The organism is Pseudomonas sp. LB3P25, from assembly GCF_054897985.1.
Genome location: NZ_CM142711.1, coordinates 5969946 through 5985892, shown reverse-complemented (window position 1 = coordinate 5985892; position 15947 = coordinate 5969946). Strand labels below are relative to the sequence as shown.

Below are 15947 nucleotides of genomic sequence, written 5' to 3'. Positions count from 1 at the left end.
GCCACGTTTAACCCCGAGTCGTCTCCCCACTTCTCGGGGTTTCTTTTTGCCTGCGATTTGTCATTGCTCGGCCTGATGCTCGAAAAACGCCTTGGTTTCTTTCAGGTAGTCGCTGCGCCTTTGCGGATCCAGCCAGTCAGCGTACTGCTGATCCAGTCGATCATGCGGCATGGTCCGTAACAGCTGGTTGATCTCATTAATCGCCTTTCGGCCTTGAGCTGTATTGGAGCAGCCGATGTGCCCGGACAGGTATTTACCCGTGCCCTTGACCGGATAGAACTCCAGCTGGTCGTCGGCGATCTGTGCCTGATTGGCCTTATAGCGAATTTCCGGCCAGTAACCCAAAACCACCTGCAAACGACCCAGGCGCTGCATCTGTAACAGACTGCCGAGGGCGTCGTTGCCGTAGTGACGTGTCAGCGCGTCGGGCTGTGCCTGTTTCAGCAGCGTGTCGAGGAATTGGCCATAACTGCGCTCTGCCACCACACCGACCTTCTTTCGACCACTGGCCAGCATTGCCGCCAGATCGACTTCACCGTCGACCAGAAACGGTTCCAGCACCGCTCGATCTTCCTGCCGGACGACCAGGCCATTGCTGACGGCACGGAAGGCCGGAATGGAGAAGGTAATCCACTGTTCCCGCTCCTTGGTCCAGACCAGCGAGGGATCGCACGTAAACGATTCTTCGTGGAGCATTTGCATGCCGCGGGCCCGGTTGACCCGCATCAGGGAGTGTTGGTATTGCGGCATGCCGGCGATCAACAGCGGCAGCATTTGATCGATGATTCCCTGTCCTTTTTTCGGACCTTCGAGAATCATCGTCGGCGGCAAATCGCGCAGCAGCCAGATTAGCGTCTCTTTGGGTTGCGCCGAGACGGGAGAGCCAAGGCACGACAATAAAATGAGCGTCGCCAAAGCCCGCCAGCCGTGGGCGTGATCGAGTGCTGATGAAAGCAGGCGTTCCAGCTTAGATGGCCCCGTCTTCACGCAGCTTTGCGATCTGTTCCTTGTCGTAACCAAGATCGTTGAGTACCTGCGCATTGTGTTCGCCCAACTGCGGCCCGACCCATTCCGAAGTGCCGGGTGTCTCAGAGAGTTTCGGCACGATTCCCGGCATCTTGAAATCTTTGCCGTCCGGCAACTTGGCCTTCAGGAACATTTCCCGGGCCAGGTACTGTGGATCACTGAACATGTCTTCAGCGCTGAAGATTCGGCTGGCCGGTACGTCGGCCTGATTCAACTGTTCGATGATGGCGTCCAGCGGCAGCGAGTTGACCCAGCGATCAATCACCCCATAAATCTCGTCTCGACGGCTATCGCGTCCGTCGTTGCTCGCCAACTCAGGGTCGTTGGCCAAATCCTCGCGGCCAATGATCAGCATGAAGCGTTTGAAGATCGCGTCGCCATTGGCGCCGATCTGCACATGTTTGCCGTCGGCGCTGGTGTGGATCGAGGAGGGCGTGATGCCCGGCATGATGTTGCCCGTGCGCTCGCGGATGAAGCCGAACACGTCGAACTCGGGGACCATGCTTTCCATCATGGCGAAGATCGCTTCATACAGCGCCACATCCACCACTTGCCCGAGGCCACCGTTAACCTCGCGATGACGCAGGGCCATCAATGCGCCGATCACGCCCCAGAGCGCGGCAATCGAGTCACCGATGGAAATCCCGGTGCGCACCGGTGGCCGGTCTTCGAACCCGGTGATATAGCGCAAGCCGCCCATGGATTCACCGACGGCGCCAAAGCCTGGCTGATCTTTCATCGGGCCGGTCTGGCCGAAGCCCGAGAGACGCACCATCACCAGTTTCGGGTTCAGAGCGTGCAAGACTTCCCAGCCCAGACCGAGTTTTTCCAACACGCCTGGGCGAAAATTCTCGATCAGAATGTCCGCTTCGCTGAGCAACTGTTTCAGGATCGCCAGGCCGTCGGGGTGTTTGAGGTTCAGGGTCAGGGACTTTTTGTTGCGCGCCTGGACGAACCACCACAGCGAAGTGCCTTCATACAACTTGCGCCATTTGCGCAACGGATCGCCGCCATCGGGAGACTCGATTTTGATCACCTCGGCACCGAACTCGCCGCAAATGCGCGAGGCAAACGGCCCGGCGATCAGCGTACCCAATTCAATGACTTTCAGACCTGAGAGCGGTTTTCCGGAGAGCGGCATGCTGGATCCTGTAGGACAAAGGCTGAGCGAATACAGCGTTTTAACATAGCCGAACGTCAGACGACCAAGGTTGATCGCCTTCGATTCGTGGATTGCCTACCGCATCGGGTAGACTTGCCGCCTTTCCCCGTATCAAGAAGCCCGTTCATGGCCCAGCCGTCCACGACCTACAAGTTTGAACTGAACCTTACCGACCTCGACCGCAGCGTGTACGAGAGCGTGAAGCAGACCATCGCCCGTCACCCTTCGGAAACCGAAGAGCGCATGACCGTGCGGCTACTGGCCTACGCCTTCTGGTACAACGAGCAGCTGTCGTTCGGTCGCGGTCTGTCAGACGTGGACGAACCTGCCCTGTGGGAAAAGAGCCTGGACGACCGTGTTCTGCACTGGATCGAAGTCGGCCAGCCAGACGCCGATCGCCTGACCTGGTGCTCGCGTCGCACCGAGCGCACCAGCCTGCTGGCCTACGGCAGCCTGCGTGTCTGGGAGACCAAAGTGATCCCCGCGATCAAAAACCTGAAAAACGTGCACATCGCGGCTGTTCCGCAGGAAGTGCTGGAAACCCTGGCCAAAGACATGCCACGCGTTATCAAGTGGGACGTGATGATCAGTGAAGGGACGATTTTCGTCACCGACGACCGTGGTCAGCATGAAGTTCAGTTGCAGTGGCTGAGCGGCGAACGCGGCTGATTATTCGCTGCTGTTCCGCGTTATCCGGTTTTATCCTACGTATTCAAGAGAAGCACCTGTCACCCCATGCGCATCGAACCTCGCCTGTTGCCCGACACCCTGCCATTCCTCGGTGATCTGCCGCCGCTGCTGACCCGTCTGTACGCGGCGCGGGGCGTGCTGTCCGAGGCTGAACTGGACAAGAGCCTGGCGCGGCTGATTCCGTACCAGCAGCTCAAAGGTATCGATGCGGCCGTAGATTTGTTGGTGACGGCGCTGGAGCAGCGTCAGCGGATTCTGATCGTCGGTGACTTCGACGCCGATGGCGCGACAGCCAGTACCGTAGGCATGTTGGGCTTGCGCCTGCTGGGCGCGGCGCACGTCGACTATTTGGTGCCGAACCGATTTGAGTACGGCTACGGCCTGACGCCGGAAATCGTCGAAGTGGCGCTGACCCGCGAACCTCAACTGCTGATCACCGTGGATAACGGTATTTCCAGCGTCGAAGGCGTGGCGGCGGCGAAAAAAGCAGGGTTGAAAGTCCTGGTTACCGATCACCACTTACCCGGTGACGAGTTGCCGTTGGCCGATGCCATCGTCAATCCGAACCAGCCAGGTTGCGAGTTTCCGAGCAAGGCGCTGGCCGGCGTCGGGGTGATTTTCTACGTGTTAATGGCTTTGCGCGCGCGCTTGCGCAGCCTCGGTTGGTACGAGACCAAGCCGCAGCCGAACATCGGCGAGTTGCTGGACCTTGTGGCTCTGGGCAGCGTCGCCGACGTGGTACCGCTGGATGCCAACAACCGGATTCTGGTGCACCAGGGGCTGGAACGGATCCGCGCCGGGCGCGCTCGGCCAGGCATCAAAGCAATCCTCGAAGTCGCCAAGCGTGACCATTCGCGCATCACTTCCACGGATTTGGGTTTCATTGTTGGTCCACGCCTGAACGCGGCTGGGCGACTGGATGACATGAGCCTGGGCATCGAATGCCTGCTCACTGAAGACGCCGGTCTGGCGCGTGAAATGGCGGTTCAACTCGACGGCATGAACCAGGACCGAAAATCCATCGAGCAGGGCATGCAGCGTGAAGCGCTGGCTCAACTGAAGGATTTGCCGGTCGAGTCGATGCCGTTCGGCTTGTGCCTGTTCGATCCCGAGTGGCACCAGGGTGTCATCGGAATCCTCGCGTCGCGTATGAAAGAACGCTATTTCCGTCCGACCATTGCCTTTGCCGATGCCGGCGATGGCTTGCTCAAGGGCTCGGGGCGTTCGGTTCAGGGTTTCCATATTCGCGACGCGTTGAGCGTGGTGGCGGCGCAGCATCCGAACCTGATCAGCAAATACGGCGGCCATGCGATGGCCGCCGGCCTGACGCTGCCGGAAGCGAATTTTCCGTTGTTCGCCGAAGCCTTTGATGCGGAAGTGCGTAGGCAATTGCGCGAAGAAGACCTGACCGGTCGCCTGCTGTCGGACGGCACGTTGGCGGTTGAGGAATTCCACCTGGAACTGGCCCGTGCCCTGCGCCATGCCGGTCCTTGGGGGCAGCACTTCCCGGAGCCGCTGTTTCATGGCGTGTTCCAGTTGGTCGAGCAGCGGGTGGTCGGCGAGCGGCACCTCAAAGTGGTGCTGAAGAGTGAATGTGGTTCGGTGAAGCTGGATGGCATTGCCTTCGGAATCGACCGCGACATCTGGCCGAATCCGACCATCAAGTGGGTGGAATTGGCCTACAAACTCGACCTCAACGAGTTTCGCGGTAATGAGACCGTGCAGCTGATGATTGCCCATATCGAACCGCGTTGACCCCTTCGCGAGCAGGCTCGCTCCCACATTGGTTTTGTGAACAGCGCAGACCCCATGTGGGAGCGAGCCTGCTCGCGAAGGCGATCTCCCTCACGCCAAATATCCCCCGGAACCCTCCCTCATCCCCCGATGTCGACTAGGCTCTAAGCACTGCTTGATAATCCTTGTGACGTCTTGTCGAATTTTTTGCCCGCGGGGGCGGGTGCTGCACCTTTTTCCTGTCACTCGTCGACTTTTCAAACAGAACCCTGGAGCCTGCCCACTGATTCGAGAGGTGCCCCATGAGTCTGCTGCTTGAACCCTATACCCTCCGCCAATTGACCCTGCTCAACCGCATTGCGGTGTCGCCGATGTGCCAGTACTCCAGCGTCGATGGACTGGCCAATGACTGGCACCTGGTCCACCTCGGCAGCCGCGCTGTCGGCGGTGCCGGCCTGGTGTTTACCGAAGCCACGGCGGTGACCGCCGACGGACGCATCACCGCCGAGGACCTCGGCCTGTGGAACGATGAACAGATCGAACCGTTGCAACGCATCACGCGCTTCATTGCGGCACAAGGCGCTGTGGCCGGCATTCAGTTGGCTCACGCCGGGCGTAAGGCCAGCACCCATCGGCCGTGGATCGGTAAACATGGCAGCGTCAAACCCGAAGACGGTGGCTGGATCCCGGTGGGCCCTTCGCCGATTGCTTTCGACCCACAGCACACCCACCCCAAGCAGCTCGATGATGGTGAGATCGCTGAGGTCATTCAGGCCTTTGTCGCTTCGGCCCAGCGAGCACTGACCGCCGGTTTCAAAGTGGTGGAAATACACGCAGCCCACGGTTACCTGTTGCATCAGTTTCTTTCGCCCCTGAGCAATCAGCGGCGCGATCAATATGGTGGTTCGTTCGAGAATCGAATCCGGCTGGTGCTGCAAGTCACCGAAGCGGTGCGTGCGGTGTGGCCTGAAGAGCTACCGCTGTTCGTGCGGGTGTCGGCCACCGATTGGGTGGAAGATGGCTGGAACCCGGATGAAACCGTGGAGCTGGCGCGACGCCTCCAAGCGTTGGGCGTAGACCTGATTGACGTCTCGTCGGGTGGTACAGCGGCCAACGCCGAGATTCCTACAGGTCCCGGTTATCAAACCCGCTTCGCTGAACGTGTGCGCAAAGAGTCAGGTATTGCCACCGGCACGGTAGGAATGATCACCGAGCCGGCACAGGCCGAGCACATTCTGCGGACCTGCCAGGCAGACATCATCTTCCTCGCGCGGGAACTGTTGCGTGATCCGTACTGGCCGCTGCATGCCGATGATGACCTGGGTGGACGCAAGGCCATCTGGCCGGCGCAGTATCAGCGGGCCACTCATCGTGAACAGCCTATTCATGAGTCGGATTTGCGCGACTGATTGACGCTGTAAAACCAAAAAGCCCCGGTCGAGTTGATCGGGGCTTTTACGTTTCTGGGCCGGGATTTTATTGTCTGGCCTGGCGTCATCGCGAGCAGGCTCGCTCCCACATTGGATCTCCATGAGACACCAATTTTGTGTCCGACAAAGATCACCTGTGGGAGCGAGCCTGCTCGCGATGACGCCAGCCAAGACACCCAATTACCCTCAGGTGTACTTACGCTTATCCGGTGCAGGTGGGAAATACTGGTACAACCAGGTCTCACTCAACGTCCGGTCATTGGTGCGAATGAACAGTCGCAGCTCAACCGGAGCCACGCTGTCATTGGTCGGGTACCAGTCAAAGGTAATTCGGTAACCCTTGATGTCATCCAGGACCAGCACGTTGAAATCCTTCACCTGCCCATTCGAGCAAGTAACCACCGGCTCGATCGCCGCACCTTCCGGCAGGCGGTCCAGGCCGCCACCCGTGAAGTCTACGGCAAACCGTCGAGCCCAGACTTCCGGGTAATGCTCGCCAGGCGCCCAACCTTCGATGAAACCGCCCATGCCCGAACGAGTCGCGTTGACCCGCGCCAACGGCGTGCCGACCGGCGGCAGTGCGCTCCAGTACAGCTTGTAGCCGTAGTTCAGGGAGTCGCCAGCCGCGACCGGTTTTTTCGGGGTCCAGAACGCGACGATGTTATCGAGGGTTTCGCCAGTTGTAGGAATTTCCATCAGATCAATAGAGCCTTCGCCCCACGCGGTCGTAGGTTCTACCCACAGGCTCGGACGCTTGCTGTACCAGTCGACGGTGTCTTGATAGCTGTCGAACTCATGATCGGTCTGCACCAGGCCGAAACCTTTCGGGTCGGTGTCGGCGAAGGCATTGAATTGCAGGGTGGCCGGGTTATTCAGCGGGCGGCAGATCCACTCACCGTTGCCGCGCCACATGGCCAGGCGATCAGAGTCGTGGATTTGCGGGTGAATCGTGTCGCACATGCGCCGTTCATGGTTGCCGCAGCTGAACATGCTGGTCATCGGCGCGATGCCCAGTTGTTCGATGGCGGTGCGCGCATTGATGTGGGCATCGATGCCCATGACGACCTGGCTGGCCTGACAGTCAATGTCGAAACGGTAGGCACCGGTAGCGCTCGGCGAGTCCAGCAGGGCGTAGACCACGAAGCGAGTGCTGTCCTTGTCCGGGGTTTCGAACCAGAACTTGGTGAAGTCCGGGAATTCTTCACGCTTCTTGGCGTAGGTATCAATCGCCAGACCGCGAGCCGACAGGCCGTACTGGCCCGAGGCATCTACCGCACGGAAATAGCTGGCGCCGAGGAAGGACAGCACGTCGTGCTGGTCCAGCTCCGGGGCCTTGAACAGCTTGAACCCGGAAAACCCCAGATCGCCCGTGAGCTGCTTGGTGTCGACCGTGGTTTTTTCATAGTTGAACAGGGACGGGCGGAAATGCACCTCTCGCGCCTGACGCGTCTTGGGGTCGACGCTGTACATGCGCACCGGTTGCTTGAAACCCATGCCGACGTGGAAAAATTGCACATCCAGCTGACCGTTGAGGTCATTCCACAGCGAATGGTTGCCGTCGTACCGGATCGCGTTGAAATTTTGCGGCGTCATGGTCGCCAAGGTCGGCGGCAACACCTGCTTGGTGTCCTGATAGCGATTGCCGGCGAGCTGCTTGGCCTGGATCTTCAGCGCTTCGAAGTCGAACGCCTGAGCCTCGCCATCCGCCGTGCCGGTGCCGGTGCCGGTGCCGGCCCAGGCCCGCGCAGCCAGCAGGCCGGTGGCTGATAATCCGGTGTAGGCAGCGATGGCCATGGATGCTTTGAGCAAATTCCTGCGGTGCATAAGTTCAACCTGTCGTGAACAATCCCGCGCCGTTCCTGGCACGTGCTGGATCAAAAATAAAGGTTCGGACATGCCTTCGGCCAAACGCAACGGACATTAAACAGATAACAAATAGCTTAAACCGTTCGGTTGCGGAGAAAAAATGATTGATGGCATAGCGACAGCGCGGCAATGAAACAAGAAATGTCGGTTAGTTTTCTGACAGTACTTTCTGATTTATAGGGCATTTCTGCTTTTTTTGACTAATTACTCTAAAAATCGCTTTTCAGCGCCCGGATAGTTTCTATTCTGTGGTCATGACCGGTTTCTGCCCTTCAGGCCGGCGGCGAATGAAAAGGAAAGGGCGATGCGGTTTTTGCAGTTTTCTCGGACTTATAGAAGGACATCGTCCATGACGAAAGTACAAGGCATCACCCAGTTGCTGGGAATCTTTCCCTGCTTGACCACTGTGCGCCGAAGGCGTCGGGTCAGTTCGGACGAAATGAAGTTGTTAGAGCGCTATCGGGAGCTGTCGGAAAGCGACCAGATTGCGATGCGGTATCTGGTGGACGCGATGAGGAGTGTTTCGCGGTTTTGAGTGGGGGTGGTTACCGTGAAAGCCATTTGGCTTTTACGGTGGCCAGGCAGGTCAGCTTGCCAGAATCGGCGTCGATGATGCCTTCGTGGATTGCTTGGCGGCGAGCCGCGATTTTTTTTTGCTCGATGGTTTGTTGCAGATACCTTTCTGAAAAGGCGCTATCACTTGGAATCACTTCAGTGACGCTTTGGATGGTGATGCGCGGTTTGCTCATGGCTGCGGATTGCCCTTGCGGGAGATTGAACGGGTGTATTCAAACCAAAGGGGCGGACTGTGAAGTCTGCCCCTTTTTCATTTTTTCACTCTACCTTCAACTGCAAGTGCCCACGATCGTGAACGGACGTTGTGCCTGCATCAGATCAGGCATGTCCCGCCACTTGATCCACGCTTGATGCTGCCAATGCAGCAGCGGCACCGAGATCCCGGCCCACTGCAACGAACTCAGGCTTGGAATGTTATCCACAGGAGCGGCCTTCGCATCACGCAGCATTGGCATGACCTCGTTGCTCAGCCACTGGCGCAGGTTTCGGTTTTCCGGGACGAAATGGTGCACCAGAAGGGCATACATCCCTGATTCGCTGACCATCAGCGATTCGACCGTTTTGCCGTTCTTGAGCAACCAGACATATCGACGCTGATCGGGATCAAGTTTCAGGGTAAGGCGTTGGTCCATCGGGCGGCCCATCAAACGACCGAGATCCTGGACGCAGAACCAGGCTTGGTTGTCCTGCATGAAGGCGTGGAGGAAGCGGTTGTGGCGGGTGAAGACGGTAGGGGTGAAATGAGGATGGGTTTCAGACGGATTTAGCGTGTGTTCAAACATTTTTTCGACTCCAAGTTGAAAAGGGAGCCGCCACTCAGAGGAGCGCGGTTGCGCCATATTGATTGTGTTCCGGCTTCGACCCCGGGTCGCTGATTTGGCAGCGACGAGGTAAAGCCTATCGTTCAGGCGCTCGCGGCGCCAAGTCTACTGTGGCGCCGCGAGTTGTAGGAATAGGTGCTTTTGCCGGAAAGTTCGGTCTGTAGGAATTTCCTGTTTTTGCATGAAGGTCAGCGCCACGCGGCGTTTGACTGGAATCTCTGTTTTTCATTGCCTATGGTCAAAAAGCGCCAAGGAAATTTCGGTGCTTATGGACAGGGTTTAAAAATGGAGAATGCCTTGAAAGTATCCCTCAAACAGATAAACGGTCCTTGGGACCTGGGATGGGTGCTGGACAAGCACATGATAAGTAGTACCTTTCTAGGGGAAGATGAGCACGGAAAACCACGCTTCGATAACCACCGTACCGAGGTAGGACAGGCAACCTACCAGCTCAAATACCAGAAGGATTGGAGTCAGGTGGGCCCTCTTGCTCAAGCTGTAGCTACGAATGTTTTACCTAAGCTTACTCAAGTAGGGTTCGTAGTTCCTATGCCGGCTTCGAATGTACGTGCACGACAACCAGTTACTGAGGTTGCCATGGAGTTAGGACGAATAATAGGAAAGCCTGTATTCTCGGATTTACTCCGAAAGGCCGCTACGGGGCAATCACTTAAAGATTTGCATTCTAAGGCTGAAAAGGTTGCTGCTATTGGAGCTAGCTTCAGTGTGAATGATGAAATTACCAATACAGGCTGTTGGAATGTTTTGGTCGTTGATGATTTGTTTGACAGTGGGGCGTCAATGGATGCCGCCTGTGCTGCTTTACGTAAATATCCAAAAGTTGGAAAAATCTACGTCGCGGCATTAACTTGGAAATGAGATAGATGACAACTGTATTCATTGCGGGCTCTATTAATATCAAGCACCTTGATCCGAAGGTTAAAGAGCGTATCAATAATATCGTTGATTCAGAGTTTGATGTCGTGGTTGGCGACGCAGGTGGAGCCGATACTTCTATTCAAGAGTATCTGTTGAGCTTGGCTCGATCTAAAACTACTATTTATTGCAGTGGCGTGGTCCCGCGAAACAATCTTGGAGAATGGCCGGCTAGAACAGTGGAAACCAAACACTCCAAAGGGTCGCGAGCTTTTTTTACGGCGAAGGATGTTGTCATGGCCGAGGCCGCGGATTACGGCTTGATGATATGGGATGCAAAAAGTACTGGAACACTGAGTAACGTAATTGAGCTGTTGTCTCGAAAGAAAAAGTCGCTCGTTTTCGTTAATAAAGAAAAAGCTTTTAAGGTGGTAGGGAATGTGAGTCAGCTTGAGGAACTTGTTGCTTTTATGTCGGATTACGCTAAACAAAAGGCAGATGAAAAAATCAAGCTTTTCGATCGCATATCTTTGCTGAAGCACGATCAAGCAGAACTATTGCTTTGATGGTTTTCTCTTCAGTCAATAGCTGTCATTAACTCCCCTTTCTCTAGGAGTGTGAGAAAGGGGATATTTCAGTGCCGGCACCACTAGCCGTGCCGGGAGAGCAAAAAACCTTACCGACTAACCTTCCAAGCATCCCCCGCAGGTGCAGTCCCATGGTCATATGGCTTGGCAAGCCACATATAAACCAGCCCCAACCCAATCACGATCGCAGTACTCAACACCATCGCGTAGTTGATGTACCACGCCGCATCCGGCGTGCGCGGCCAGGCCATGTTGATGATCGCGCCGACGCCGTAGACCAGCGCGCCGATGTTCACGGCCCAGCCCCAGGCGCCGAGGGTGAATTTGCCGCTCGGTTTCCAGCCTTTCATGCGTGCATAGAGTGCCGCGAGCACGATCATCTGGAACGCCAGGTAGATGCCGATGGCCGCGAAGCTGACGATGGTTGCCACTGCATCCTGCAGGAAGAAGCCCAGCACAATGATCAGTGCCGGCAGGACGCCGGACACGAACAGCGCCGCAACCGGAACCTGAGTCGTAGGGGAAATCTTCTTCAGCAGTGAGCTGCCGATGACCATTTCATCCCGAGCGTAGGAATACAGCAGACGACTCGCCGCCGCTTGCAAGCTGATGACGCAGGAGATGAAGGAAATCATCACCACGCCCATCACCACTTTCGAACCGACCGAGCCGAAGGCGTTGTTGAGGATGGTGGTGACCGGGTCCTTGTCGGTGCCATTGATCACCGCTTGCATGTCCGGCACGGCGAGGATCAGCGCCAGGCAGGCGAACATCGCCGCGATGCCGCCGATGTAGATGGTCATGCGCATGGCCACCGGGATCTGTTTGCTCGGGTTCGGGGTTTCTTCGGCCACATCGCCGCAGGCCTCGAAGCCGTAGTACAGGAACATCCCCGCCAGCGAGGCGGTGAGGAAGGCCGGCAGATACGAGCCGTCGACGCTGATATCGAAGGTGTTGAACAACACACTGATCGATTGATGACGCTCGAAGATCAGCAGGTAAACGCCGACGATCACCGCACCGACCAGTTCGCACAGGAAGCCGAACATGGCGATCCGTGCCAGCACCTTGGTGCCGCTGAGGTTGACCAGGGTGGCGAACAACGTCAGGAACAGTGCGATGACGATGTTGGTGTTGTTGCTCGGTTCAAAGCCCATCATGGCGGCCAGGTACGGACCGGCGCCCACCGCAACAGCGGCGATGGTGACGCACAGGGCGATGGAGTAGATCCAGCCGACCATCCACGCCCAGCGCTTGCCCACCAAGCGACGAGCCCACGGGTACACACCGCCGGAAATCGGGAACTGCGAGACCACTTCACCGAAGATCAGACACACCAACAACTGGCCGCATCCGACCAGCAAATAAGCCCAGAACATCGGTGGCCCACCCGCGGCGAGACACAGGCCGAACAGGGTATAAACCCCTACGACCGGCGAGAGATAAGTGAAGCCCAGGGCGAAGTTTTCCCACAGGCTCATGCTGCGATTGAAGTTCGAGGTGTAACCCAGCTTGCGTAGTTGCTCGGCGTCGCTGTCGGCAACGACTGCGGAGAGTTCGGGTGATGCACTCATGGTGTGTTAGCTCCGGAAAATCGGCAGATTTCGGATGTCCGAAACCGTGACAGGGCCATGACGGCGCTGCCCGGATCGGTGGTTATTGTTTTGTTTGCTTTGGTGTGGAACCTGGTGGTGCGTGTTGCCGAGATCATCCTTGAGATCGGGGTGACACCTTCGCGAGCAGGCTCGCTCCCACAGGGGAATGCCTTACAAATGTGGGAGCGAGCCTGCTCGCGAAGCTTTTAATGCTTGAACATCACATGCCGAACGACGGTGTAGTCCTCCAGCCCGTACATGGACATGTCCTTGCCATAACCAGACAGTTTCTGACCGCCGTGAGGCATTTCGCTGACCAGCATGAAGTGCGTATTCACCCAGGTGCAGCCGTACTGCAAGCGTGCAGACAACCGATGCGCACGACCGACGTCCGAGGTCCAGACCGACGACGCCAGGCCGTAGACCGAATCGTTGGCCCAGCCCAGCACCTGTGCTTCATCGGTGAACCTGGTCACCGACACCACCGGCCCGAACACTTCACGTCGGACGATTTCATCGTCCTGTTGCGCGTCGGCCAACACAGTCGGTTCGAAGAAGAAGCCATTGCCTTCAACAGCCTTGCCGCCGGTGATCAATCGGATATGCGGCTGCGCCACAGCACGTTCGACAAACCCGGCCACGCGGTCGCGATGTTGCGCAGTGATCAGCGGACCCAATTCGGTCGACGGATCATCCTGCAAACCGTACTTGATGCTGCTGACCGCTTCGCCGAGCTTCTCGACGAATTTGTCGTAGATGCCTGCCTGCGCGTAGATGCGGCAGGCGGCGGTGCAGTCCTGGCCGGCGTTGTAGAAGCCGAAGGTGCGAATGCCTTCCACCGCAGCATCAATGTCGGCGTCGTCGAAGATGATCACCGGGGCTTTGCCGCCCAGTTCCATGTGCATGCGTTTGACGCTGTCGGCGGTGCTGGAAATGATGTTCGAACCAGTGGCAATCGAACCGGTCAGCGAGACCATGCGCACTTTGGGATGTGTGACCAATGGACTGCCAACCGTAGGACCACGACCGAACACCAGGTTAAGTACGCCGGCCGGGAATATCTCCGACGCCAGTTGCGCCAGGCGCAGTGCGGTCAGCGGGGTTTGTTCCGACGGCTTGAGCACCACGGTATTACCCGCCGCGAGGGCCGGGGCGATTTTCCAGGCAACCATCATCAACGGGTAGTTCCACGGTGCGATGGAGGCGATCACGCCGACCGGGTCGCGACGGATCATCGAGGTGTGGCCGTGCAGGTATTCACCGCCCGCCGAGCCGCTCATGCAACGGCTGGCACCGGCGAAGAACCGGAACACGTCGGCGATCGCCGGGATCTCGTCGTTCAGCGCAGCGCTGTAAGGCTTGCCGCAGTTGTCTGATTCCAGTTTGGCCAGTTCTTCGCCATGAGCTTCGATAGCGTCGGCGAGTTTGAGCAGCAGCAGCGAGCGTTCTTTCGGTGTGGTTTGCGACCAGCCTTCGAAGGCACTGTCGGCGGCACGCACAGCGGAATCGACCTGGGCTTCACTGGCTTCGTTGATTTCCACCAACACACGACCGAGGGCCGGGTTGAACACCGGTTGGGCGGGGCCTTCGCCGTCAATCAGTTGGCCGTTGATCAAGAGTTTGGTTTGCATGGCTTTGTCCTCATTGCAGCTTTTATTTTTCTGTCGGAACCCGATCAAACTGTGGGAGCGAGACCGGCTTGCCGGCGAAAGCGGTGTATCAGTCGACATCAATGTTGAATGTGATGTCCTCATCGCGAGCAGGCTCACTCCCACAATGGATTCGGTTCCTACAGTTATTCGGTTATTTCCCACCACTGCCCGCAACGCTTTCGCCACCACGGGTCAGGTAATAGGCGCCGAGGATCGGCAGCATGGTCACCATCATCACCAGCATCGCGACGACGTTGGTCACCGGCACGTCCCGTGGGCGGCTGAGCTGGTTGAGCAGCCACAGCGGCAGGGTGCGTTCATGGCCGGCGGTGAAGGTGGTGACGATGATTTCGTCGAACGACAGGGCAAACGCCAACATGCCGCCGGCCAGCAACGCCGAGCCGAGGTTCGGCAGGACGATGTAACGGAAGGTCTGCCAGCCGTCGGCGCCGAGGTCCATCGAAGCCTCGATCAAACTGTGCGAAGTGCGGCGCAACCGGGCGATGACGTTGTTGTAGACAATCACCACGCAGAAGGTCGCGTGACCGACGATGATGGTGAACATCCCCGGTTCGATCCCCAGCGTCTTGAACGTCGCCAGCAACGCGATGCCGGTGATGATCCCCGGCAAGGCAATCGGCAGGATCAGCATCAGCGAGATACCTTGCTTGCCGAAGAAATCCCGCCGGTACAAGGCCGCCGACGCAAGGGTGCCGAGGACCAATGCAATCAACGTCGCGACGGAGGCGATTTGCAGCGACAGCTTGATCGCTTCCAGCACGTCGGGACGCGAGAACGCCACGCCGATCCACTTCAGGGTGAAGCCCTTGGGCGGAAAACTGAACGCCGCGTCTTCGGTGTTGAAGGCGTACAGGAAGATGATCAGGATCGGGAAGTGCAGAAACACCAACCCGCCCCAGGCTGCGATGCGCAGGCCGAGTGAGGCTTTTTCCCCGTGCGTTTCTGGCCTTTGTTTTTTTGCATCAGAGCGCATCGAAGGCCCCCAGTCGTTTCACGATAGTCAGGTAAATGGCGATCAACACAATCGGCACCAACGTGAAGGCCGCGGCCATCGGCATGTTGCCGATCGCGCCTTGCTGGGCGTACACCATGCTGCCGATGAAGTAGCCCGGCGGGCCCACCAGTTGCGGCACGATGAAGTCACCCAGGGTCAGCGAAAAGGTGAAGATCGAACCGGCCGCGATGCCCGGAATCGACAGCGGAAGCGTCACTTGCATGAAGGTCTGGCGTGGCTTGGCGCCGAGGTCGGCCGAGGCTTGCAGCAACGAGGGTGGCAGACGTTCCAGCGAGGCCTGAATCGGCAGGATCATGAACGGCAGCCAGATGTAGACGAACACCATGAAACGGCCCAGGTGCGAGGTCGACAAGGTGCTGCCGCCGACGCCCGGAATGCCCAGAATGAACTGCAAAACCGGCTCCAGTCCCAAGTGCTGGACGAACCACTGCGCCACGCCGCCCTTGGCCAGCAGCAAGGTCCAGGCATACGCCTTGACGATGTAACTGGCCCACATCGGCATCATCACCGCGATGTAGAAAAACGCCTTGGTTTTGCCGGTGGTGTAGCGCGCCATGTAGTAGGCAATCGGGAACGCGACCACGGCGCTGGCGATCGACACGACGACGGCCATGCTCAAAGTGCGCAGGATGATGTCGAAGTTCGACGGCTGGAACAGCGCTGCGAAGTTCGCCAGGGTCAGCTCGGGCGTGACCGCCATGGTGAAGTCATCGAAGGTGTAGAAGCCTTGCCACAGCAGAACCAGCAGTGAACCGAGGTAGATCGCGCCGAACCACAGCAGCGGCGGTACCAGCAGCATCGACAGGTACAGGTTCGGCCGGCGATACAGCAGGTTGGAAAACCTGCGCAACGGCGAGCCGCCGGCCGGGGTTTGAGGGATAGCCACGCTGTTCATC

Annotated in this window: 15 protein-coding genes; 6 read left to right on the top strand and 9 right to left on the bottom strand. The window is 57.9% G+C overall.

The features are described from left to right. Window positions 1–60: 60 nt before the first annotated feature. The gene (locus ACYZTW_RS27525) at window positions 61–987 is read right to left on the bottom strand and encodes a TIGR02285 family protein (RefSeq protein WP_462002583.1); all 927 of its coding nucleotides are present in this window, start codon (window positions 985–987) and stop codon (window positions 61–63) included. Continuing rightward, a complete protein-coding gene (locus ACYZTW_RS27520) occupies window positions 968–2167 on the bottom strand; it encodes a CaiB/BaiF CoA transferase family protein (protein ID WP_462002582.1) in 1200 nt (399 codons plus the stop codon). The genes ACYZTW_RS27525 and ACYZTW_RS27520 overlap by 20 nt, the downstream gene beginning before the upstream one ends. Window positions 2168–2314: 147 nt before the next feature. Between ACYZTW_RS27520 and ACYZTW_RS27515 the strand changes: the two genes are divergently transcribed. The 3 genes from ACYZTW_RS27515 (at window position 2315) to ACYZTW_RS27505 (ending at window position 6021) form a co-directional block, all read left to right on the top strand. Next, window positions 2315–2857 (top strand): YaeQ family protein, encoded by a 543-nt coding sequence (locus tag ACYZTW_RS27515; RefSeq protein ID WP_007897614.1) that lies wholly within the window; start codon window positions 2315–2317, stop codon window positions 2855–2857. A 66-nt stretch (window positions 2858–2923) separates the two neighbouring features. After that, window positions 2924–4633 (top strand): single-stranded-DNA-specific exonuclease RecJ, encoded by a 1710-nt coding sequence (recJ, locus tag ACYZTW_RS27510; RefSeq protein WP_462002581.1) that lies wholly within the window; start codon window positions 2924–2926, stop codon window positions 4631–4633. Between the two features lie 281 nt (window positions 4634–4914). Next, window positions 4915–6021 (top strand): NADH:flavin oxidoreductase/NADH oxidase, encoded by a 1107-nt coding sequence (locus tag ACYZTW_RS27505; RefSeq protein WP_462002580.1) that lies wholly within the window; start codon window positions 4915–4917, stop codon window positions 6019–6021. A 207-nt stretch (window positions 6022–6228) separates the two neighbouring features. On the opposite strand, the gene ACYZTW_RS27500 is transcribed toward ACYZTW_RS27505, so the two are convergent. After that, window positions 6229–7866 carry a glucan biosynthesis protein D gene (locus ACYZTW_RS27500; protein ID WP_462002579.1) on the bottom strand — a complete coding sequence of 546 codons (1638 nt, stop codon included), beginning with the start codon at window positions 7864–7866 and terminating at the stop codon, window positions 6229–6231. Between the two features lie 391 nt (window positions 7867–8257). On the opposite strand from ACYZTW_RS27500, the gene ACYZTW_RS27495 reads away from it, so the two are divergent. After that, entirely contained in the window at window positions 8258–8443 is a 186-nt protein-coding gene (locus ACYZTW_RS27495) for a hypothetical protein (RefSeq protein WP_462002578.1), read from the top strand. 10 nt (window positions 8444–8453) lie between these two features. On the opposite strand, the gene ACYZTW_RS27490 is transcribed toward ACYZTW_RS27495, so the two are convergent. Both ACYZTW_RS27490 and ACYZTW_RS27485 read right to left on the bottom strand, forming a co-directional pair. Next, a complete protein-coding gene (locus tag ACYZTW_RS27490; RefSeq protein WP_462002577.1) occupies window positions 8454–8657 on the bottom strand; it encodes a hypothetical protein in 204 nt (67 codons plus the stop codon). A 96-nt stretch (window positions 8658–8753) separates the two neighbouring features. Next, entirely contained in the window at window positions 8754–9266 is a 513-nt protein-coding gene (locus ACYZTW_RS27485; protein ID WP_462002576.1) for a BRO-N domain-containing protein, read from the bottom strand. 216 nt (window positions 9267–9482) lie between these two features. Between ACYZTW_RS27485 and ACYZTW_RS27480 the strand changes: the two genes are divergently transcribed. Beyond that, on the top strand, window positions 9483–10184 hold the full coding sequence (locus tag ACYZTW_RS27480; protein WP_462002575.1) for a ComF family protein: 702 nt from the start codon (window positions 9483–9485) through the stop codon (window positions 10182–10184). 5 nt (window positions 10185–10189) lie between these two features. Continuing rightward, on the top strand, window positions 10190–10747 hold the full coding sequence (locus ACYZTW_RS27475) for a hypothetical protein (protein WP_462002574.1): 558 nt from the start codon (window positions 10190–10192) through the stop codon (window positions 10745–10747). Between the two features lie 110 nt (window positions 10748–10857). On the opposite strand, the gene ACYZTW_RS27470 is transcribed toward ACYZTW_RS27475, so the two are convergent. The 4 genes from ACYZTW_RS27470 to ACYZTW_RS27455 all read right to left on the bottom strand — a co-directional run bounded on the left by ACYZTW_RS27470 (window position 10858) and on the right by ACYZTW_RS27455 (window position 15946). After that, window positions 10858–12342 carry an APC family permease gene (locus ACYZTW_RS27470; protein ID WP_462002573.1) on the bottom strand — a complete coding sequence of 495 codons (1485 nt, stop codon included), beginning with the start codon at window positions 12340–12342 and terminating at the stop codon, window positions 10858–10860. A gap of 227 nt (window positions 12343–12569) precedes the next feature. Continuing rightward, window positions 12570–13994 (bottom strand): gamma-aminobutyraldehyde dehydrogenase, encoded by a 1425-nt coding sequence (locus ACYZTW_RS27465; protein WP_462002572.1) that lies wholly within the window; start codon window positions 13992–13994, stop codon window positions 12570–12572. A gap of 172 nt (window positions 13995–14166) precedes the next feature. Then, entirely contained in the window at window positions 14167–15009 is an 843-nt protein-coding gene (locus ACYZTW_RS27460; protein WP_046048179.1) for an ABC transporter permease, read from the bottom strand. Further along, window positions 14999–15946: an ABC transporter permease gene (locus ACYZTW_RS27455; RefSeq protein ID WP_462002571.1), complete on the bottom strand. Its 948-nt coding sequence runs from the start codon at window positions 15944–15946 to the stop codon at window positions 14999–15001. The genes ACYZTW_RS27460 and ACYZTW_RS27455 overlap by 11 nt, the downstream gene beginning before the upstream one ends. Between the last annotated feature and the right edge of the window lies 1 nt (window position 15947).